The sequence below is a fragment of the Marinifilum sp. D737 genome (genome assembly GCF_026672275.1).
In the GTDB taxonomy this organism is placed as follows: Bacteria; Bacteroidota; Bacteroidia; order Bacteroidales; family Marinifilaceae; genus Marinifilum.
In genome coordinates this window covers 64,553-87,248 of sequence record NZ_JANQCD010000009.1, presented here as the reverse complement: position 1 = coordinate 87,248, position 22,696 = coordinate 64,553, and the positions used below count along the sequence as shown (strand labels likewise).

Below are 22,696 nucleotides of genomic sequence, written 5' to 3'. Positions count from 1 at the left end.
AAAAGAGATTTTATTTTTTAAATCTCGGTGATGTTACGGTTTTTCTAGTGAATGGTTACTTTTTATGTGTGAATAAATGATATTTTTCCGTGAATTTTAGTGCAAGTTAAAAAAATGTCTTCTTCTTTAGATTGGATTGGGAAAAAAACGTTGAGAAACAACTGTTATTTTGTTAATAAAATGTTATAGGGTTTGGATAATGTTTAGATATGCAATAGGTTTGTTATAAATAAACAAAATCAAACAACTAATTAATCCTAAATCCTAAAAAGATGAAATACTTAAGTTTATTGGCAATGTGCATTTTGATGTTGTCATGTAATTCAGTTCAAAAGGAAAAGACTGAAAAGAAAGAAGTTGCTCAGATCAAACATGCTGCTTTATCAATTGAGCAAGTAATGCAAACAGCTGCCGATAATGTTGGCAAGGAAGTTTACTTTCAAGGCACTGTAAATCATGTTTGTGCCCACTCAGGAAAACGTTGTATTTTAAAAACTGCTGATGGAAAATTATCGATTAGAGTTGAAGCAACTGGTAAATTGGAAGGGTTTACCAAAGAACTTGCAGGAAACGACCTGATTGTAACAGGAACTTTACGAGAAAAGAGATTGGATACAGACTATATCGACAAATGGGAAGCTGATGTGAAAGCAAAACATGTTGATGAGGAAAAAGGAGAACATTGCAGCTCCGAAATGGCCAACATTAAGGAAATGCGTGACTGGATGAAAGAAAATAACAAAGATTATTATGCAATCTACTATGTAGACGGAACAGCTTATGAAATTGTGGAGTAAAAAATTTTGGAGAAAATGGCTCCGTTTGATTCATAGAGATTTGGGCTATTTTTTCGTAGGAATAACAATTATTTATGCGGTTTCTGGAATTATCTTGAATCATAAAAAAAATGGAGAAGATCCAGCTTACCGAACTGTTAAACAGAATTATAAACTGGAAGCAAATTTAAGTCCAGATCAACTTAAAACGTATTGGGGAAGTAATTTTTCGAATTATCATTTGAATAGAATTATTCCGAATTCGCAAAACTACGATGTTTATTTAAAAGGTGGTTTAGGTAAATATAATCCAATGAGTGGAGAGCTGGAATTTGAATTGTATGAGAGAAAACAATGGGTTTATTTTATGAATAAACTTCATTACAATAGCAAAAAAGGCTGGACTCTTATGGCTGATATTTTTGCTGTAGCCATGCTTTTATTTGCACTCTCAGGCATGTTTATGGTTCCTGGTAAAAAGGGCATTACAGGAAGAGGAAAGTGGTTAATAGCCATAGGTATTATCCTCCCTTTCTTATTTTTCCTATAAAAATATGAGGTGCTGATTTTTCAGCACCTTTTTTTATACAACTTCATAAAATGTCAGGAAGTTTCATTTGGAACGATAATTGATCAAAGAAGGCGAAAAACAATTAATGGCTATTTTATCAATCAAAATAATCCGTTAAATTGTCAAGCCTTAAAACTTAGTACCATGAATAAAATTCTACTAGCCCTAATTTTAGTTCTGATGCAGTTTAGTTCAATGAGTCAGAATAAAGAATTGAAAAAATTGTATTCAAAAGGGAAATACGATCAGTTGATAGAGAAAGCTCAAACTTTATTGATAGAAAATGATTCTGATCCTGATTTAAATTCGATATTAGGAAGAGCTTATACCAATTCAAAGCAGTTTACCAAGGCCATTCCGTACCTCGAAAAATCGATGTTAAGCGATTCTGCCAGCGAAGAAATTAAGGCTCTTAGTAAGGCTTATTTGGCCAAATGTTATTTTATAACCGGCGATAAACAAAAAGCGATTACTTATCTAAAAGAGTGTCAGAATGGCAGAACTTCCAAGGAGGCAAGTAAATATGCATACCGATATTTAAATTTGTTTCAAACAGGAGTTTATTATCAAACTTGGGAAGTTATAGAATCAGAGAAAATAAGATTTCATTTTCAGGACAAGCAAAAATTGCAAAATGCCGATGCTTATATGGAGCGCCTAAAAGTTAATTATAATAGGATGACATCTTTTTATGGAGTTGATTCTCCTAAAAAAGTAGATGTTTTTGTCTGGCATGATAGGAATGAGGCCTTTCGTAAGTTCAATCGACCTTTGGGATTTTATAATTCAGATCTGTGTACTGTAAATGTTTGGGATCAGCAGGAAAAGGATTATGAATTGTGCCATATGCTAACCAAGATGGTATTAAAACCAAGGTCTAAAAGTATGTTATTGGATAAAGGTTTGGCGGTATATTTCGATACCATGGAAAAAAATCTTTTTACCATTGCTAGAAAACGAGTGCCAAAAGAGAAATTTTCTCTTCTTGAATTGTGGGAGCAACCTACCAGGTACGAGCGCAACTTAAGTTATCCGGTTGGAGCTGCTTTTATTGAGTTTTTGTTGAATAAAGGAGGAAAAACCAAACTGAAAAAACTTTTGGAAAATCAAACCATAAAGAATGGGAGAGAGGTTTATCCTGATTTCGATAAGTTGGTAAAAACTTTTGAAGCAATGTTACTTAGAAGATAAGCTTACAGATCTTTTTTTCACCACGAATAACCATTAAGGAAGCTTAAAGTAGCAAGAAGTAATGTGAAAGTAGGAAGAAGTACTCTGAAAGTAGCAAGAAGTAATGTGAAAGTAAGAAGAAGTATTCTGTAAGTAGCAAGAAGTAATGCGAAAGTAAGAAGAAGTATTCTGTAAGTAGCAAGAAGGAATGCGAAAGTAAGAGGAAGTAATGTGAAAGTAGAAAGAAGTACTAAAGAAAAACCACCTTGGAAATAATATTCAAGGTGGTTTTTGTGTTTGTATATAGGTATTGGGTTAATTTACTCGTATTTTAAACTTACAACGGGATTCTTTGTTGCCGATTTCCAGGACTGGTATGCTACTGTTATAGTGGATATGAATAGCAGCAGTATAAACACAGCAATAAACAACCAGAATGGGAAATCAATTCTAAAAGGATAATTTTGGAACCAAACCTCCATCGCAAAATAAGTTATTGGCCAGGAAATAATTGAGGCAATTAGAATCCATTTGCTAAAATCTTTACTAAAAATAAGAATCAGTTGATTCATTGATGCACCCAGAACCTTGCGAACACCAATTTCTTTGGTGCGTTCTTCCGCATTAAATGAGGCCAAACCAAACAATCCAAGACAGGAAACAATAATTGCCAATATTGAAGCGTACAATAAAGTGCTTATTGTGGCTCTTTGACCTTCATACAAATTGTCGTAATGATCATCAAGGAAGTTATAAATCAATGGAAATTCCGGATTGTATTTACCACAGATTTCCTGGATTTCCTGAACTGTTTTTGTTGCATTTCCTTCAACATATCGCACAAATAAGAATCTAGGCTCGTCGCATAAACGAAGTAAAAAAGGTTGTAGTTTGCGAGTGTTTGGTGTACAATGGTAATCCTTAACAACACCAATAATTCTTAAATCTTCGTTATTGCCAGTATGAATCATTTTATCAATTACCGATTCATCAGAAATCATTTTTGCAAATGTCTCGTTGATAATTACACAACTTGAATCTGCAGCAGGGTTATTAGCATTAAATGGTCTTCCTGAGTGAAATTTTACTTTAAAAACATCAAAGAATTCCGGGTCTACATAAGGATAAGTTATCAAAGGTTTGAATTCAGGATCTTTACCTTCCCAATTTTCGCCCCAACCGTTACTAAATACATAATAAGGCCTGTGTGAACCATAGGATACATTTTCAATAAATGAGCTTCTCATTAATTCACCTTTTATGGTCTCTATCTTTTTTTGCATCTGTTGATTAATATTAATCGCGATTACATTATCCTTATTTAAGCCAATGTCCATATTGGTAAGATAATTGGTTTGTAATACAATCGTTAATGTGCAAATAAGCAAGGAAGAGGCCAATATAAATTGCATTACGACCAAAATTCTTCTAAAACGATTACTTCCTTTTCCTCCTGAGAAAGTACCTTTTAATACCATGATAGGATTAAATGAAGATAGGTAAAAGGCAGGATATGCTCCGGCAACTAGTCCCGTTACCAAGGTAACTCCCACAATAATCAACCAAAATTCCAGGGATGAATAATCCAAAATTAGGTGTCGGTTCATTAAAGAATTGAATTGTGGTAAGAAAAGGTGTGCCAGAATGATTGCGAAGTTCGCCGATATGATTGTGATTAGTAATGACTCACCAATAAACTGCTTAATCAATTGTGGATAAGTAGCTCCAATTGCTTTCTTAAGACCAATTTCTTTGGCTCTTTTAGCTGCACGAGCAGTAGAAAGATTCATAAAATTGAAACAAGCAATAATTAGAATGAAAATTGCAATCATGAAAAACATCTTAACCTGGGTGATTTTGGAAGGCGAATTATCAAGATAGTACAAGTGCCTTTTTAGCAATGGATATAAAAAGGCGTATTTTTCACTTTCCTTATCAACATGATCGATATAAAATTGATCTAATTTTTCGTTTAGCACGTCAATATTCGTTCCTTCGGCAATTTTTGCATATCCAAAATAATTGTGTGACCCCCAATTTTCAGACCAGGGATTTGCCTTTCTCATTAACTCGAATGGCATTAATAATTCAAACTTTATGGATGAATTAGTAGGGATATCTTTCACAACTGCAGTAACCGTAAGCGGTTGTCTGTTATCAATGTTTACTGTTTTACCAATTGGGTTTTCATTCCCAAATATTCGTTTCGCTGATTTTTCAGTTAGAACCAAAGAATTAATATCATTCAAGCAGGTTTCCATATTTCCTTGCAGTACAGGAAAGTTGAAAATTCTGAAAAAATCGGGATCAGCACCTTTAATGCTTTCATATTGCTTTTTGCCATTGTATTCAAGAAGTAAATTTTCTCCCCAGGCATTAAAATGTGTTGCATATTTTATTTCCGGATATTTTTCTTTCAGGGCATCAATTAGTGGAGTTGGCAAATTTGGCATTGCATTTCGTTTGCCATTCCAGGTCTGATAATTTCCTACCTGATACACTCGTTCAGCATCATTATGGAATGTATCGTAACTCATTTCATGATTTACCCAAAGCAGCAGCAATATGGTACATGCCATGCCAATTGCCAAACCTACAATGTTGATAAAGCTGTATCCTTTATTTCGGATCAGATTTCGATATGCAATTTTAAGATTGTTAATAATCATGATTGATTGGTTTAAAGGATTTCAGTTTGAACTGCTTTATTAACTTGTTTTTTGTGATTTTCGCTAACAATATGGCCATCGAATAGTTGAATGGTTCTGTTTGCTCTTTCTGCATCGCTACTCGAGTGAGTAACCATTACAATGGTGGTGCCTTCCTGATTTAATTCAGATAACAAATCCATTACTTCTCTACCATTTGCAGAATCGAGATTTCCGGTTGGCTCATCGGCTAAAATTAAATTAGGATTCGAAACTACCGCTCTTGCAATTGCCACTCTTTGTTGTTGTCCGCCCGATAATTGTTGTGGAAAATGTTTACTTCTATGATCAAGTTGTACGCGTTTTAATACTTCTGCAACTTTTCTTTTTCGCTCCGATACTGGTACTTTTTGATATACCAAAGGCAATTCAACATTTTCGTAAACACTAAGTTCATCAATCAAATTAAAACTTTGAAAAACAAAACCAATATTTGATTTTCTCAATTTAGTTCTTTGCTTTTCCGTATAATGTGCAACTTCATTTTCCAGAAATCTAAAATTGCCCGCTGAAGGATTATCGAGCAAACCAATAATGTTTAGTAAAGTAGATTTTCCACAACCCGAAGGTCCCATAATGGCAACAAATTCGCCTTTCTTTATGTGTAGATTAATATTTGATAAAGCTAAAGTTTCTACTTCTTCAGTTCTAAAAACTTTATTTAAATTGGATGTTTGTATCATGATTGTCTGTTTTTATTAGGTTCGATGAGTTTAATGCGATACTTGTGCCAAAAACCATAACTATCAGTAGGTTAGTAATTAAGGTGTTTTGTGGTGTTTGGGTTGAATATAAACTGTTTCAAAATCATCCATTAATTGTACCAAAATGGAACAATGTTTTATCTGAATATAATGTTTTGTGTTATTTTTATCCGATACGTATGATACGCATATTATAATTATTTACTAATGAAGAAAAATGGGAAACTGCTAATAGTTGATGACAATAAAAGTGTTTTAAGCTCTTTAAAACTCTTTTTAAAGCATCATTTTGAATTATTGGATATTTGTTCTAATCCAAATCAGATACCAGGTCTGATTACAAAAGACAAGTATGATGTAGTGTTGTTGGATATGAATTTTTCGGCAGGAGTGAATTCTGGGAATGAAGGATTGTATTGGCTTCGTGAAGTTTTAAAGCTCGATGCTTCGTTGGTAGTAATCTTATTTACAGCATATGGCGATGTTAATTTAGCAGTTAATGCCATGAAAGAAGGAGCAACAGATTTTATCTTAAAACCTTGGGATAATAAAAAATTGTTGGCAACACTTCAAAGTGGTGTTGAGTTACACAGAACTAGAGTGCAAGTAGAAAAATTAGAGCAACAAAAAAACTATCTGCAAAAAGATTTGAATCAACAGTTTGTAAATATTATTGGAGAATCGGATGCCATTAAGAAGGTTTTAAGTACGGTTAAAAAAGTTGCTGCTACAGATGCAAATATTTTAATACTTGGTGAAAATGGAACTGGAAAAGAGTTAATCGCCAGGGAAATTCACCAATTGTCAAGCAGAAAAAAGAATATCTTTTTGGGTGTTGATTTAGGCGCTTTAAGCGATAATTTATTTGAAAGTGAATTGTTTGGACATGTTAAAGGATCGTTTACCGATGCGAAAGAGGATAGGATTGGAAGGTTTCAGGCAGCCAATAAGGGAACAATTTTCCTGGATGAAATTGGAAATTTATCCATGCCAATGCAAGCCAAGCTTTTATCGGTTTTGCAGAATAGAGTGGTAACACCAATTGGTTCAAATCAACAAGATGAAATAGATGTAAGACTAATATGTGCTACAAACGCAAATATTCAGAAATTGATATCGACAGATCGTTTTAGAGAAGATTTGTTATATAGAATCAATACCATCACTATTGAGTTACCGCCTTTGCGTGAAAGGGACAATGATGTATTGATAATTGGAGAGCATTTTTTGAAGCAATTTGCGCAAAAATATGGGAAAAAGTTGCCTGTAATTCATGCTGAGGCAAAGGAGAAGCTTGTTAGTTACTCATGGCCTGGGAATATACGAGAATTGCGTCATTGTATGGAACGAGCCATTATTTTAACTGATTCTGAAGTTTTACAAGCTAATGATTTTCATTTGGAACAAAAGGATTCCCAAGTTAGTTTTGGTTCAAAACCGATGAGTTTGGAAGAGGGAGAACGAGTTATTATCGAGAATTCATTAAAAAGAAATCGTGGTAACATTAGTCAAGTAGCGAAGGAGTTAAATGTTGGTCGCCAAACCCTATATCGCAAAATTGAGAAGTATAACATTTTACACTAGCCAAATGATTTATCGTCGACTTTATATTGTTGTAATTGTAAGAGTATTAGGGATATTGGCAAATAGTTTAGTGTTGGCATTTGTCTGGTATGAATATCGTGATATTGTATTGTTGATTAATTTTCTAGCATTATTAATTGTGCAGGTTGTATTATTTATTCGACGCTTGAATAAAGTTAATCGCGACTTGGAACATTTTTTTAGTACGGTTCGAAATAGCGATACAAGTGTGAAGTTTAGTTCGAATCGAACAAAGGAATATCAGAACTTATACAAACAATTTGATCTGATCAATAAAGATATACTTGGGATTAAAATTAAAAATCAAAATCAAGACCAGTACTTTAAGGTTTTGGTTGAACATGTTGCCATAGGATTAATTTCTATTGATTCCAATGGAAAAGTGTTGCTTTTTAATAAGGCAGCACAAGATATTTTCAATCGAATTCACTTGTACAGACTTGAAGATTTGAATAGGATTCAAGAAGGATTAAGCGATGTGATTCATGAAATTGAACCTTCGCAAAAAAGACTAATTTCTCTTCACAGAAATAATGAATTGGTTCAGCTTGCTATAAAAGCAAGCAAATTAAAACTGAGTGGACAAGAGATAAAACTCGTTTCCTTTCAGAATATTCAGCAGGAACTTGATGAAAAAGAATTGGATGCATGGCAGAAGCTGATACGGGTTCTTACACATGAAATTATGAATTCGTTGAGTCCAATAAATTCATCAATTGGAACCATATCCGAGATTTTTAGGAATAGAAAACAAGAGGGCGGACAAATTAAGCAAGAAGAAAGTGAAGATGTTGTAACGGGGCTCGAAATAATAGAGGAGAGAACCATTGGTATGGTTGATTTTGTGAGTCGTTTTCGGGATTTAACTCTTCTTCCATCACCTAAATTTAAACAGGTTAATTTAGTTGATCGTGTAAATCAAATACTCAAACTGTTGAAGGAAAATTTACAATTGGAGAACATTCAAGTAAATTTGGTTCATCCAAAGAATGGTGTTGAAGTTAATGCAGATCCTGCAATGCTCGATCAAATATTATTAAATCTCATCAACAACTCAATTCATGCATTAAGAGCTTGTGACAACAAACAAATTGAGATTCGGGTAAGTGAATCAAAAGAGCCAAGTATAGATATAGAAGATAATGGATGTGGTATATCTGAAGAAAATAGAGAAGAAATTTTCACGCCATTTTTTACAACCAAGGAGAATGGATCGGGTGTTGGTTTAAGTTTATCACGTCAATTAATGAAATTACATAAAGGATCATTAACCTTTACTTCTCAGCAAGGAGGTCCCACAATATTTAAGATTCAATTTAACTCATAAATAGTGTTAAAAAATCTAAAAATAAATTTGAAAATCAAAATAACATCTATATTTGTACTGGGAATACCAAAAGAGTTCAATTATGGCAAAAACAGATAAGATAGAAATTAAGGAGAGAGTGACAAATGTTGCCTATGAGATGATAATGAAGTTTGGACTTCGTGGTTTAAATATGGTTGAACTGGCCAGGGAGTCTGGTTTGGCAAAAGCTACACTATACAAAATCATTGGAACTAAGGAGGATTTAATCAGGCAAATTGCTTTTCGAATATTCGAAGTGAATTTTATTAAAATGCTTGAGCCTTTTAGATTAATTGATGATCCATCAAAGGCTACCCAAGAATTTCTTGATAATTATTTTGATTATGCAATTCAGGCGCAGAAGATTTTAGTTCAACAGATTTATAGAGAATATCCTTTGATTGAAAAAGAGGTGGATCAGGAATTTAAAGTGGAGACAGAGTTTGTGATTCAACGTTATAAACAATGGCAGAGCGAAGGGCTAATAAGGCAAGATATTAATGTTGATTATTGTATTGATGCATTGCAACATTTAAATGAGTTTTATGTAGTAGAAAATTATTCGGAAGAAGAGACAATTGCAAGGCTTCGAGCATCATTTACATGTGTTTTAAGAGGCATGGGTATCGAAATTTAGATAAATTTAATTTATAGTTTAAGGAGTATTGTTTTATGCTTCTTATTTTTGTGATAAAAATGAACTAAGTGAACTTTAAAAGTTCAAAAAAGTAATTTGAATGATGTTGGAGTAAACATGCTCCATATATTTTTTGTATAAAAATGAACTCTATGAACAATGTGAGTTCAAAAGGTGGTAAAAATGAAAGTAATAAAAATTTCTAATGTCTTAATTCTGCTGTTTGTTATTTCGGCAGGTCTTTTTTCGTGTAAAGACAAAAAAGAGAGTAAGAAAGAGCTTATTCAGCCTGTGAAGATTTACAAGGTGAATGCAACCGGAGATGAGCAGAATAAGAAAGTTTTTACGGGTTTTGTGAAGGAATCCAGAGAAGTACGATTGGCTTTTCAGGTACCGGGACCTTTGGTTAAATTGAATGTTGATCAAGGCCAATTTGTTAAAAAAGGAGAAGTTATTGCAGAACTTGATAAGAGAGATTTCATGGTAAAGCTGGAATCTGCCAATGCAAATTATGAAAATGCTAAGCTACAAGCAGAACGTTATGCTGCTTTGTATGAAAAAAAGAGCACTTCGAAAAGTGTTTATGACCAGATGCAAGCAGCTTATAAGTTAGCTAAAGCACAAAAAGAGGCAGCAGAAAATGCTTTAAGAGATACTAAAATTTATGCCCCTTTTACAGGTTACATCCAAGGAATGTTTGTGGAAAACTTTGAGAAAATAGGAGCAGGACAGCCTATTGTTTCAATTTTAGATTTAAATAATCTGGAAATTACACTTGCCTTGAGCGAGAATGATTTCTTGATGCGTAACTCATTTGATTCCTTCACTTGTAAGTTTGAAAACTTTAAGAATACTGATTTTGATTTGAGTTTAATTGACATTGAAAGAAAGCCTAATGGTGATAACTTCTTTAAAATGAGATTAAAACTTGATGTTAATAAAAAGCAAGTTGTTCCGGGAATGGTGGCTAGTGTGACAGTTTTTATGAAAGCTGACGGAGAAGAAAATTATAAGGTGCCGGTAGAATCAGTATTTAGTGATGAAGGCAAATCTTACGTTTGGATTTTTGATAACACAAAAAAATGTGTACAGCAAAGAGAAGTTAAAATGTTAGGTTTTGATTCTAATGGAATGGTGAATTTAAGCAGGGGAATTTCCAATGGCGAAATGATTGTTGCAGCTGGGGTTCATTCTTTACGCGAAGGTCAAAAAGTGAAAATATTGGTAAGGAAGTCTAATACCAATGTAGGAGGTCAATTATGAATTTTACAGAAGCAGTATTAAAACAGCGAAAAGTATTGCTGTTTGTACTAATCGCTTTGACTATAGGTGGGGTTTTTTCATTTTTTAAGATGGGAAAACTTGAAGATGCTGAAATTAGTGTAAAATCTGCATTGGTAATCACTAAGTACCCGGGTGCATCGCCGCATGAGGTCGAACTTCGAGTAACTGATGTTTTGGAAACCGCTATACAGGCAATGGATAATATCGATGATATCGAATCACGATCTATGGCAGGATATTCCGAAATTACAGTGAATATTAAAAAATCGGTTAAAAGTAAGGAGTTACCACAATTGTGGGATGTACTTAGAAGAAAGGTTAATGATATCACACCTGCTTTACCACAGGGAGCTTCAAAGCCAATGGTTGTAGATGATTTTGGTGATGTATATGGGATATTCCTTGCATTAAGTGGTGATGGTTATTCGGGAGAAGAGTTGCAAGATTATGCCAGATACATGAAAAGAGAATTGCTCTTGGTTGAAGGTGTAAAAAGAATTAATCTTTTTGGGGAACAGGAAACCTGCATTAATATTGAGCTTTCACAAGAGAAAATGGCATACCTGGGAATACATCCTGCTAATGTTATTCAGATCTTGAATCAGCAGAATGGTATGGTAAATCCGGGTAGCTTGAAAGTTGGTGGAGATAGAATTCGAATTGCATCAGATGGAAGCTTTCATGAATTGGATGATTTAAAGAATATTTTGATTTCGGCAAACGATAAAAATCCAATTTTCTTAAAAGATATTGCCCAGGTAAAAGAAGATTATGTGCGACCATTTACAAGAAAAATGAAGTACAATCAAGTTCCTGCCATCGGACTTACCATTGCCATGGAAAAAGGTGGCAATGTGATTGAATTAGGTGAAAGAGTTCAGCAACGAATTGATGAATTAAAATCGAACGTTCCTGTTGGTATCAACATCAATCGTGTTTTTTATCAGCCAGAGCGAGTAAGTGTAGCCATTGAGCAATTCATGATAAATCTGATTGAATCAGTTTTAATTGTAGTATTTGTTTTGTTATTGGCAATGGGATTTCGAACCGGACTTTTAATAGGAAGTGGTTTGATATTTACCATTTTAGGAACATTCATTATCATGTTAAGCGTCGACATTACACTACAACGTGTAAGTTTGGCAGCCATAATTATTGCTATGGGGATGCTGGTAGATAATGCAATTGTAATTGCCGATGGAATTTTGGTGGACCTGAAAAAAGGCTTGAAACGAGATGAGGCTATGAGCAGAACATCCAAACAGACTGCAATGCCTTTGTTAGGGGCTACGGTTGTTGCTATTCTTGCATTCTTGCCTATTTACCTTTCACCAGATAGCACAGGAGAGTTTTGTGCAAGCTTGTTTCAGGTAGTTGGCATCTCATTGTTTCTAAGTTGGATTTTAGCATTAACACAAACCCCATATTTTTGTGATCTTTTTTTAAGAGGCAAAAAATATGAGAAGCAAGAAGGTGATGAAGCACAAACGGATCCTTATGCCGGGAAATTTTATCAGAAGTTTCGTCACTTTGTAAAATATTCTCTTCGACACAAAACGATGATTTTGGCTGTTACAGTCTTGATGTTCTTTTCGGCTGTGTTTGTATTTAAGTATGTGAAACAATTGTTTATGCCTAATCTTGAGTACAATCAATTTATCGTTGAATATTGGTTGCCCGAAGGTTCGGATATTGAAACAGTAGAGAGTGATCTAAATGACCTGGAAACTTACTTGTTAAAACAGGAGGATGTGCTTAATGTTACTACCAGTTTGGGTTCAACACCTGCTCGTTACACTTTGGTTCGACCGTTCAATAATAGTCATGCAAATTATGGGGAGTTGATAATCGATACTAAGGATTATGAAACCACAGTTCGATTTGGAGCTGAGTTACAAGAGTTTTTAGATGAGAATTATTCTTGGGCCAGAGCTAGGGTAAGATATTATTCTCCGATTTCAACAGAGTCGATGATAGAGGCCAAATTTTCAGGACCAGATCCAAAAGTCCTACGAGAATTGTCCGAAAAGGCGGAGAGAATTATGAAGGACGAACCAATTGCGGTGAAGGTAACCAACAATTGGAAGAATCAGGTTAAGGTTTGGAATCCTCGTTTTTCTCAGGCGCAATCACGAATTACCGGAATCAACCGTTCCGATGTTTCTAATGCTTTGGCTTGTGCTACCGATGGGTTGGCCATTGGAGTATTCAGAAAAGCAGATGATATTTTACCTATCTATTTAAAAACAACAGTTGAAAAAGATAAGTATGTTGAATCTCTTGAAAATACGCCAGTTTGGGGAGCTAAACCTCAAAGTATTCCATTGCGCCAGGTAGTGTCTGATATTGAAATTGAGTTTGAAAATCCGGTAATCAAAAGATACGATCGACGTAGAGCTATAAAAGCCCAGTGCGATCCGGCACCAGGATACAATGCTCCTGATGTTTTTAATAAAGTTCAAGAGAAAATTGAGGCAATACCATTGCCTGAAGGTTATGATTTAGAATGGTTGGGAGAGCATAAAAACAGTGCTGATGCCAATGAAAATATAGCGAAGTTTTTACCATTGGCATTTTTATTAATGGTCATCATTATCATGATGTTGTTTAACAACTTCCGTCAGCCAATTATCATTTTAACAATTCTACCACTGGCATTTATTGGCGTTAGTTACGGTTTGTGGTTAACTGGCAAGCCATTTGGATTTATGGCTGTATTGGGAACCCTTGGACTAATGGGTATGATGATTAAAAATGCAGTGGTTCTGCTCGATCAGATAAATTTGGATAGAAGTGAAGGGAAAGATGTCTTAGTGGCAATTATCGACTCTGCAGTATCCAGAATGCGTCCGGTAATTATGGCATCATTCACAACAATTTTAGGTATGATTCCTTTAATTCCAGATGAACTGTTTGGAGGAATGGCTGTTGCGATTATGTTCGGATTGTTAATAGGATCAATAATTACATTAATTGTTGTTCCAGTATTGTATGCGGTATTCTATCGTGTAAATACTAAAGAAGTTATGGATTTATAATACACTTTTCATGAAATTATTAAAATTCAAAATATATACTATTCTTGCTGTTTCCCTGATATCATATCAGGGAATTGGGCAGGAGAAATTATCTCTTCAGGAAAGTAGAAAGTTGGCTTTGGAATATAACCAGAGAATAAAAATTGCCGAAGAGTTAATTTCAGAAAGTCAATCGAATGTAAAGTTTGCATATACGCATTTCCTGCCTAATCTTAGCGCAGAAGGAAGCTATAGTTATTTACATGATATTGATGATATTTCTTTCCCGGGATTTTTTTTGCCAACCGCCAGTAGTTTGGATGAAGCAAAATTGGGAAACTTTACAGGTACAAGTGATGTTTACTTTCCCGGTTTAAATCTTGAAATGGGAAATATTGATTACTATTCTGCAAACTTGATTTTAAGTCAACCTATATATGCAGGAGGTAAAGTTAGAAGCAACTACAATATGGCCAAGTTAGGAGCCGATTTATCGGTATTCAATCGAAAACTGGAAGCTTCTGATGTTATTCTTGAAACCGATAAGGCATATTGGAATCTTGTGTCGGTAAGAGAAAGAGTTAAAGTGGCTGAAAAGTATGTTGAAATGTTGAATCAGTTGGTAACTGATTTGAAGAATGCTTTTGACCTGGAGTTGACTACAAAAAATGAATTGCTAAAGGCCCAAGTGCAGTTAAATCAGGCCAAACTTGATTTGTTCAGAATTAAAAATGCTCATGTACTTTCTCAAATGGCATTGTGCCAGGTAATTGGTAGAGATTTAAAAAGCGAAATATCAGCTTCTGACACAATTATTTTAGTTGAGAATAAACATGTCGAAACCAATTTTATTCAGAAGGCAATGCAACAAAGACCAGAAATTTTGATGCTTGGAAAGCAGGTGGAAATAGATAGGCAAGAAGAAAAAAGTACACTTGCCGATTATTTGCCACAATTGGGTGTAGGAGCTTCTTATGGTTATACAAGTAAAATTGAAAATTTGATGGATTCACGCCAAAACTTATCTGTTCAGGCAAGTTTAAAGGTTCCTATTTTTCACTGGAATGAAAGAAAGCATAGGCTTGCAGCAAAGAAATATCAGACAAAACAACGTGAGCTGCAATTAGACAGAACTAAGGATTTGGTTAGCCTTGAAGTGCAGCAGGCATATTTCAACTTGCAAGAAGCATACGAGCAAAACAAATTGGCTCGAATATCAATGAATCAGGCCGAAGAGAATGTTTTCATAACCAGGAATAGTTTTTACGAAGGTTTGGCCAATGCCACTGAAATGCTCGATGCGCAAGCATTTTGGCAACAGGCACATACCGAATTAATTGATGCAAAAATCAATTTTAAGCTAAAAGAATCGGGTTTCCTAAAAGCAATAGGAGAATTAGCAGATTAAAATAGTGGGAAGGGAGAGGTATGAATTACAAATGGGATGTTGTTGATTGGTGGTTCTTTCAACTTTGTAATTCATCCTCTCTTGCTTTAATAAATCACAAAAATATTAAACGAACCTAAATTTGAATAATCTAAAATATATTATTGCGATTGATTAAAATTTATCAAGGCTTTCGGGTGGTATTTAAAAGAAAAATATAAACGAATGAAAGATAGAGATTTGCTTTATGATGAGGCGATAAGAAGTTTAAAAAATCCCTCAAAAACCAATATGCAAATTATAAAAACACACTTGTTTTGTTTAAAAGTAAATAACGATTACGTGATCAATACCAAAGAACAAATAAATGATTTGGTATCTTTCATCAATTGCAATCATGGAAAATAAGTTATCGCGACATATTTATAAGTCTATAACTTATTTTGGAGCTATCATTCTTACTTGGATTCTGGCGTGTTTCTTTTTAACTACTTTTCAGGTTAATGAAAACAATACCATGTCAATTTCGAGGATGGCTGACTTAAACAATTCATTTTGGTCTGGTTTGCTGGCCGGTATTATTTGGGGAGTCATTTTTAAGATATCACAGTATATTAGGAAATTTCTTTCTCGTTTCTCATTAACGATTTTACTTTCCGTTTCGGTCAATGTATTAAGTGCCTATTTATTGATCTATTCGATCTATCACTTAAGTGATATTTTTATGTTTGAAGATTTTCCAAATAGTTTTCAACAGCTATTAGATCTTTATAATTCACAGATATTTTATTCCATTTTAGCTTATTTCTTTATTGTGGGATCTTTAATCGAGATTTTTTACGAAATAGACAAGCGCTTAGGAAAAGGAGTACTTTTAAAGTTCTTGTTGGGGAGATATTATAAACCAAAGGAAGAGGACAGAGTGTTTTTGTTTATGGATTTAAAATCATCAACCTATTATGCTGAGCAATTGGGGCACTTTAAGTACAGCAGGTTGATTCAGGATTGTTTTAAAGATATCTCTTCTGCCATTGAGAAAAATAAGGCTCAAATTTATCAGTTTGTTGGCGATGAAGTGGTACTGACCTGGAAACTGAAGGATGGATTGAAAAACAACAGGTGCCTGCAAGTGTTCTTTGATTTTATGGAAGAACTGCATAAGAAAAGAGACTATTATCAAAAGGAATATGGAATTATACCAGTCTTTAAAGCTGGAGTGCACTCAGGTAAGGTTATGGTTGCAGAAGTAGGGGAGTTAAAGTCAGAAATCGCCTATCATGGAGATGCCATTAATACAGCATCGCGTATTCAATGCTTATGCAATTCCTATCAATCAAAGCTTTTGGTGTCGGGTAACCTGATTAAAGAGTTGAAAGAGAACCAATATTTTGATACTGATTACGAGCCTTTGGGAACAGTACTATTAAATGGGAAACAGCTCACTACCGCGCTCTATAAAATATGCTAGGTAATGAGCTGTAATTATTGAGTTTTTATGATTCTGTTTCTAAGATCTTTTTGTGACCACTAACCACTCCTTGAACAAGAGAGGAACTAAATCCTTCATGCTCCATTTTATTTAGTGATTTAATGGTTACTCCAAGTGGAGTCGTTACCTTGTCGATTTCTGGTTCGGGGTGAGTTCCATTTTCAATAATCAATTTTGAAGCACCTTTCATGATTTGTGCTGCCACTTCTAATGATTGCTTTGAAGACAGACCAATCTCGATTCCTCCTTGTGAAGCAGCTCTCATAAATCTTAGCGCAAAGGCAATACCACAAGAAGCCAAAACTGTTGCAGCTGGCATTTGCGATTCAGGAATAATCATGGTTGCTCCAAGTTGATCGAAAATTTCAACAACTTCATCTTTGTACTCCAGACCTTTTTCGTTAAAAGACAATGCAGTCATTGATTCCTGAATGGCGATTGCTGTATTTGGCATAGCTCTAATTACAGGAACATCTTCTAAAATATTTTCCAGATCTTGAATTTTAATTCCTGAGATAACCGAAATTAAGACTTGTTTGCCTTTTTGTAAAGCTTCTTTAATATCGTTTAGAAGTATTCTTGCCACAGTTGGTTTTACTGCAACTATAACAATTTGCGAATTATTAATTGCCTCAAGGTTATTGGTTGTAATATTCACACCTATTTCATCTTTTAGGTGCTGAATTAAGTGCAATTCAAGGTTGGTAACCGTAATTTGTTCAGGTTTTAATAAACCGCTTTGAACTAATCCTTTTGCAATAGAGGATCCTAAATTTCCTCCTCCAATAATTGTAATGTTCTTTGAGTTCATTTTTAAGGTGTGTTTGTAAATATCGTTTAAAATTGCGGGAGCAAAACTAATGAAGATTACGATTTATATTACTAACTATTTGTAGTGATTTTTGTGTTATTCAACTGGTCTGGAAATTGGTTTTCGAAAACAGACCAGTATCTTGGAGTGGAAGAGAGACAATCAGATATTCAGGAAGGTAGAATAATAATTAAGGCTCAAAGCATATGCATTCCTAACACTCGAGTATACAGTCTATTTGACTATGTAAACTATAGTGTTTACGACGGTATTGTAATACGAATAAAAACGTCCTTGTAATGGTAGTTAAAATATCATTACATAGAAATTGCTTGCCAAGAAGGATCAATTATTTTAAGAATTTAATACATCACACATTCAACTTCTTTTTCTTTTTGAAGTATTTGTTAATGGTTTCAAGCAGTTTCTTTTCATCAAATGGCTTTGCAATAAAGTCATCGCAACCCGCTTCAATGCTCTTGTTCTTATCTTCTCTGAAAGCATTTGCCGTTTGTGCAATAATCGGAAGATTATCGCGCATTTTCTTAATTGATTGTGTAGCTTCCAAGCCATTGATATCTGGCAAACGCAGATCCATTAAAACAAGGTTAATTGTAGGATTTCTTAAGCTTAGTTCTATCGCTTTGTTTCCTGATATGGTATGTAGGATTTTAACCTTGGTTGGCTTTAAAGCTGCTTCGATGTATTTGTAGTTGGTTTCATCATCTTCTACTACCAAAATCAGCTTATCATCCCATTTGTAATCCTTTTTCTTGGGTGTTTTTTTAACTGGTACATTATCGGTATCTACAGGCTTATAAGGGATGGTAAAGAAGAATGTTGTTCCTTTGTCTTCAACAGTTGCCATTCTTATTTTTCCTCCCATTAATTCTACAAAACCTTTCGAAATGGCCAAACCAAGACCAGTTCCACCATATTTGCGAGTAAAGGATTCTTCAACTTGACGGAATCGTTCAAAAATAATATCTTGTTTCTCTTTCTGAATACCAATACCGGTATCCTTTACATAAAACTCTAGAAGTTCGTCGGTTAAGAGTTTATAACCAAACTCAATGGAGCCTGATGAAGTGAATTTAAATGCATTGTTCAGAAGGTTAGAAAGCACCTGTCTTAGTTTTCTTTCCTCGGTTACGACCAGAGTTTTTTCGTTTGGCAAGGATTTAAGAACTCTAAATTCAATTTCATCATCAGCAATATTCTCCTTGCTGAATTGCATATGCAAATCGTCTAAAATTGAATTAATCGAGCATTGGGTTTCTTTTATAATGGTTTGTCCCGCATCTAGCTTTGAAATATCAAGAATATCATTGATAATTTTCAATAGCTGATTTGAACTCTTGTAAATGATATCGACATATACATTTTGTTGTTCATCTGTTTTCCCAGGTTTTCTAAGCATATCCGCAAAACCAATAATTCCATTCATTGGCGTTCTGATTTCGTGTGACATGTTGGCAAGGAATGCTGATTTTAAACGATCACTTTCTTCTGCTTTCTCCTTCGCTTTTACCAACTCACTTTGCGAATTAATAATTGGAGTAATATCATTAATAATGATCATGGAAGAGGTATCGAAAGGAACCATGAAGAATTCACAATGCCTCTGTTCTCCATTTTTGGTGCTAATGTGAAATTCTTGTTTTTCGATATCCGTATTATCCTGCTTTGCCTTCTCGGTAGCTTTTTCCCAAGCATCTATCACAGTGTTTCTGTATTCTTCATCAGGATAACATTTCGTGTACCAATCTTCAGAGGTTCGAATGTCATTTAGGTTATAGCCAAATTGCTCAATAAACTTATCATTCAGGAATTCGATATCCTTATTCTCATCAGTAATTACAATAGGAAGAGGTGATTTATGGATCATCTTTTTCAACCTGCGTTCGCTCGAAATAATTGCCTGTTGTGCATTCTTCCTTTCGGTGATATCACGCGCAGTTGAAAGGATAACATGCTTTCCTTGCAGGGTTACCAACTGGTTGACGGTTTCCATAGGGGTTTTTTTACCATACTTGGAAACAAACATTTGTTCGCTGGTAAACTGCTTTTCGCGAGTTAAACGTTTTATCGAATCAACAATGTAATCATTGTCTAAATTTTCAATAAAATCATGAAGTGTAAGTTGTAATAGTTCTTCGCGAGAATAACCCAACAAAATACAGGCAGTATCATTCGCTTCAATTAATTTAGATGAACCGTCACCTAAATATTCGTTCACCAATATGATATCGGTACTTCCGTTTATCAGGTTCCTGTATTTCTCTTCGCTTGTTGCCAGGGCAGTTGTTCTCTCTTTTACTCTTCCTTCCAGTTTTTCGTTAAAAGATCTTAGCTGTTCCGAGTAATCATGTATTTCCTGGTATTGTTCACGTATTGTTTGTTCACCTTTCTCACGCTCCTTAATCTCGCTTTGAAGCATGGTATAGGTTTCTGTTAATTCCGTAATAGAATGATCTAAGAGGCTCTCTTCACTGATTCTACTAATAGAACCATGTCCCTGCCCCTGGTAAATGGCCTGGGCTTTGTAAATGAAATTCTTTATAGGTCGCGATATACTATCTGAAATGACATATGTTATGGCGATACAGATTAAAACAATAATTACAGAAATAATGGTAAACCAAAACAGGGTGGTGTTATGCATTTCGGTAGCTTCCTGATAACTTGATTTTGCCTTGTTTGCAGCAAAATCTGTCATCACCTTGGTTTTTTCTTTAAGTTTTCTTAGGTGATTGGCAGCGACCCCATCAACCATTTTTTTTGCAGTTAGTTCTCTGCCGCTAACTTTTAGATCAATAATTTCATTTCTGATCTTTTCCCAATCCATAAAGGCACGGTGTGCATCACCCACATCCCTGACATTGCCTAAAAAATTATTGTAGACAATGTCAAATTCAGCTTCTACTTTAAGGTGGTAAAGGTTAATGGTATCAATGGCTTGATCGAATTCTTCCTGGGTATTAGCCAGCAGGATATCTTTCATTGCACTCTCCATGATCTGGATGTGAGTATTGATATCTCGAACACTATTGCTGACTGTATAGGTGTGATTATAAATGAATTCAGATTCTGATCGTAGTTTTTTTACCTGGAAAATAGAGAGGACGAAGAATGATACCGTAAACAGTAGAATAAGTCCGAATCCGGCAAGCACTCTCGTACGAAATTTTAACTTATTAAGCATTTAGCTTCGCCTGTATTTAGTGTGTAATTAGTGGTTGATTATGGTCACATTTGAGCGACTTTCATTCCTAAGTTAGTTATTCTTATGGATTTACACAACATTTTTGACAAAGGTGCTATTATTGCTTACGTAGAGAAGAATTTAGACAACAAAAAAAGCAGCTCAAAATGAGCTGCCTATGAAATATAATCAAGTGTATTTTGATTTATACGATTCCAGAGAATCCCATAAAGGCCATAGCAAGTAATCCGGCAACAATAAGTGCAGCAGGAGTTCCTTTTATGCCTTTTGGTAGTTCAATAAGGTCTAAGTGTTCTCTTAATCCAGCAAATAATACCAAGGCCAAACCAAAACCAATTGCTGATGCCCCGGAAAAAACCACTGCTTCTAGCAAATTGTAATCTTTCTGAATGGTCATGATTGCTACACCTAAAATGGCACAGTTAGTTGTGATTAATGGAAGGAATACTCCCAAAGCCTGATATAATGCAGGACTAACTTTCTTCAAAATAATTTCTACCAATTGTACAAGGGATGCAATAACCAAAATAAAAGAAATGGTTTGCATGAATCCAATGCCGTATGGATTAAGGATATAGTGTTGTATTAAATAAGTTACGATAGTTGCCAGAATCATTACGAAGGTAACTGCTCCGGTCATACCTACCGCTGTAGAAACTTTCTTCGACACTCCAAGGAAAGGACAAATTCCAAGGAATTGCATCAATACTACGTTGTTTACGAATATTGCTGATATAATAATTACAATAAATTCCATGATGATTCTCCTTATGCTTTTCTTACTCGGTTAATAAATGCAATTAAGTATCCTAATGCGATAAAAGCACCAGGGGCCAATACGAATACTAACATACCATAGGTTTCGTTGAATAATGTTACTCCAAACATTTTTCCTGAACCAAAAAATTCACGAATTGCACCTAGCATGGTTAATGCCATAGCAAAACCCAATCCCATACTAATACCATCGATAATTGAAGGAACCATTTTATTCTTTGATGCGAAAGCTTCGGCACGACCTAATACCACACAGTTTACTACGATCAATGGAATAAATACACCCAATTGTTCGTGTAAAGCAGGTACATATCCGGCCATTAACAAATCCACCATGGTTACGAAAGATGCAATGATTACAATGAAAGATGGAATTTTTACTTTGTCTGGAATAAATGAACTTACTAATGAAATTACCAAGTTCGACATGATTAATACGAAAGTGGTAGCCAAGCCCATTCCTAAACCATTAATTGCTGATGATGTAACCCCTAAAGTAGGACACATACCTAAAAGTAATGTGAAAACCGCATTTTCTTTAAAAAATCCTCTTAAAAAGATGTCTTTATTTGTCATTACTTGGTTCCTCCTTCCATTTGTTTGTTGTACTCATTGTAAGCAGTCTGAACAGCATCCAAGAAAGCTCTGGAGCTAATGGTTGCAGCAGTAATTGCATCAACTTCACCTCCATCTTTGCTAACAGTTAGATTAGCAGTTCCTGGATTTTTACCCAAAATGCTACACTTGGCTTTAGCTGGATCAGTAGTTTTAAACCAAGGTTCCATTTTGGTACCTAAACCAGGTGTTTCTTTGTGTTCCAATACTGAATAGTTATTGATGCTTCCATCAGGTTTAAAACCAACCATGATCCAAATGTATCCGGAGAATCCATTGGTAGTAAATGTTTTTACTGCAGTACCAACCAATTCACTTCCTTTTTTAGCAGGGTAGAATTCCAAAAGATCACCCGTAGGCATCTCAACAGAATACATTTCTTCACTTGGATTATTATCAAATTCAGGAACAACTTCCTTAATGGCTTTTAATTTCTTAGCCAATTTAGCAGCAGCGATAGGTTCTTTGGTTAACTCGTAAAGTCCACCCAATGCAGCTGAGGCAACTAGTGTTACGATGAATAACACCAGAACCATATTTATAAATGTAGATTCTTTTTTACCAGCCATGA

General features: G+C 34.7%; 17 protein-coding genes. 10 read left to right on the top strand and 7 right to left on the bottom strand.

Annotated features, from left to right (window positions below):
• Positions 1 to 272 precede the first annotated feature (272 nt).
• The 3 genes from NQ163_RS07730 (at position 273) to NQ163_RS07720 (ending at position 2,538) form a co-directional block, all read left to right on the top strand.
• On the top strand, positions 273 to 797 hold the full coding sequence (locus tag NQ163_RS07730) for a hypothetical protein (protein WP_268189734.1): 525 nt from the start codon (positions 273 to 275) through the stop codon (positions 795 to 797).
• A gap of 25 nt (positions 798 to 822) precedes the next feature.
• Positions 823 to 1,326 carry a PepSY-associated TM helix domain-containing protein gene (locus NQ163_RS07725; RefSeq protein ID WP_268189732.1) on the top strand — a complete coding sequence of 168 codons (504 nt, stop codon included), beginning with the start codon at positions 823 to 825 and terminating at the stop codon, positions 1,324 to 1,326.
• Between the two features lie 165 nt (positions 1,327 to 1,491).
• Positions 1,492 to 2,538, top strand: coding sequence for a hypothetical protein (locus tag NQ163_RS07720; protein ID WP_268189731.1), 1,047 nt, complete (start codon positions 1,492 to 1,494; stop codon positions 2,536 to 2,538).
• A gap of 299 nt (positions 2,539 to 2,837) precedes the next feature.
• On the opposite strand, the gene NQ163_RS07715 is transcribed toward NQ163_RS07720, so the two are convergent.
• Both NQ163_RS07715 and NQ163_RS07710 read right to left on the bottom strand, forming a co-directional pair.
• Complete coding sequence (locus tag NQ163_RS07715; protein ID WP_268189730.1) at positions 2,838 to 5,186, bottom strand: ABC transporter permease; 2,349 nt, start codon at positions 5,184 to 5,186, stop codon at positions 2,838 to 2,840.
• An 11-nt stretch (positions 5,187 to 5,197) separates the two neighbouring features.
• Positions 5,198 to 5,908, bottom strand: a complete 711-nt coding sequence (locus NQ163_RS07710; RefSeq protein ID WP_268189729.1) for an ABC transporter ATP-binding protein — start codon at positions 5,906 to 5,908, stop codon at positions 5,198 to 5,200.
• 228 nt (positions 5,909 to 6,136) lie between these two features.
• Between NQ163_RS07710 and NQ163_RS07705 the strand changes: the two genes are divergently transcribed.
• The 7 genes from NQ163_RS07705 to NQ163_RS07675 all read left to right on the top strand — a co-directional run bounded on the left by NQ163_RS07705 (position 6,137) and on the right by NQ163_RS07675 (position 16,675).
• Positions 6,137 to 7,513: a sigma-54-dependent transcriptional regulator gene (locus NQ163_RS07705; RefSeq protein WP_268189728.1), complete on the top strand. Its 1,377-nt coding sequence runs from the start codon at positions 6,137 to 6,139 to the stop codon at positions 7,511 to 7,513.
• Positions 7,514 to 7,517: 4 nt separating this feature from the next.
• Positions 7,518 to 8,861 carry a sensor histidine kinase gene (locus NQ163_RS07700; protein ID WP_268189726.1) on the top strand — a complete coding sequence of 448 codons (1,344 nt, stop codon included), beginning with the start codon at positions 7,518 to 7,520 and terminating at the stop codon, positions 8,859 to 8,861.
• A gap of 82 nt (positions 8,862 to 8,943) precedes the next feature.
• Positions 8,944 to 9,519 (top strand): TetR/AcrR family transcriptional regulator, encoded by a 576-nt coding sequence (locus NQ163_RS07695; RefSeq protein ID WP_268189725.1) that lies wholly within the window; start codon positions 8,944 to 8,946, stop codon positions 9,517 to 9,519.
• A gap of 183 nt (positions 9,520 to 9,702) precedes the next feature.
• Positions 9,703 to 10,782: an efflux RND transporter periplasmic adaptor subunit gene (locus NQ163_RS07690; RefSeq protein ID WP_268189724.1), complete on the top strand. Its 1,080-nt coding sequence runs from the start codon at positions 9,703 to 9,705 to the stop codon at positions 10,780 to 10,782.
• Complete coding sequence (locus NQ163_RS07685; RefSeq protein ID WP_268189722.1) at positions 10,779 to 13,841, top strand: efflux RND transporter permease subunit; 3,063 nt, start codon at positions 10,779 to 10,781, stop codon at positions 13,839 to 13,841. The genes NQ163_RS07690 and NQ163_RS07685 overlap by 4 nt, the downstream gene beginning before the upstream one ends.
• 10 nt (positions 13,842 to 13,851) lie before the next feature.
• Complete coding sequence (locus tag NQ163_RS07680) at positions 13,852 to 15,228, top strand: TolC family protein (RefSeq protein ID WP_268189721.1); 1,377 nt, start codon at positions 13,852 to 13,854, stop codon at positions 15,226 to 15,228.
• Between the two features lie 346 nt (positions 15,229 to 15,574).
• The gene (locus NQ163_RS07675; protein WP_268189720.1) at positions 15,575 to 16,675 is read left to right on the top strand and encodes an adenylate/guanylate cyclase domain-containing protein; all 1,101 of its coding nucleotides are present in this window, start codon (positions 15,575 to 15,577) and stop codon (positions 16,673 to 16,675) included.
• A gap of 25 nt (positions 16,676 to 16,700) precedes the next feature.
• Here the strand turns inward: NQ163_RS07675 and proC are convergent, their stop codons facing one another.
• The 5 genes from proC to NQ163_RS07650 form a co-directional block, all read right to left on the bottom strand.
• Entirely contained in the window at positions 16,701 to 17,507 is an 807-nt protein-coding gene (proC, locus tag NQ163_RS07670; RefSeq protein ID WP_268189719.1) for a pyrroline-5-carboxylate reductase, read from the bottom strand.
• Between the two features lie 370 nt (positions 17,508 to 17,877).
• Positions 17,878 to 20,712, bottom strand: a complete 2,835-nt coding sequence (locus tag NQ163_RS07665; protein ID WP_268189718.1) for an ATP-binding protein — start codon at positions 20,710 to 20,712, stop codon at positions 17,878 to 17,880.
• A gap of 205 nt (positions 20,713 to 20,917) precedes the next feature.
• Entirely contained in the window at positions 20,918 to 21,490 is a 573-nt protein-coding gene (rsxA, locus tag NQ163_RS07660) for an electron transport complex subunit RsxA (protein WP_268189717.1), read from the bottom strand.
• A gap of 11 nt (positions 21,491 to 21,501) precedes the next feature.
• Positions 21,502 to 22,086, bottom strand: coding sequence for an RnfABCDGE type electron transport complex subunit E (locus NQ163_RS07655; RefSeq protein ID WP_268189716.1), 585 nt, complete (start codon positions 22,084 to 22,086; stop codon positions 21,502 to 21,504).
• Entirely contained in the window at positions 22,086 to 22,694 is a 609-nt protein-coding gene (locus tag NQ163_RS07650) for an RnfABCDGE type electron transport complex subunit G (RefSeq protein ID WP_268189715.1), read from the bottom strand. Before NQ163_RS07650 ends, NQ163_RS07655 begins: the two co-directional genes overlap by 1 nt.
• Between the last annotated feature and the right edge of the window lie 2 nt (positions 22,695 to 22,696).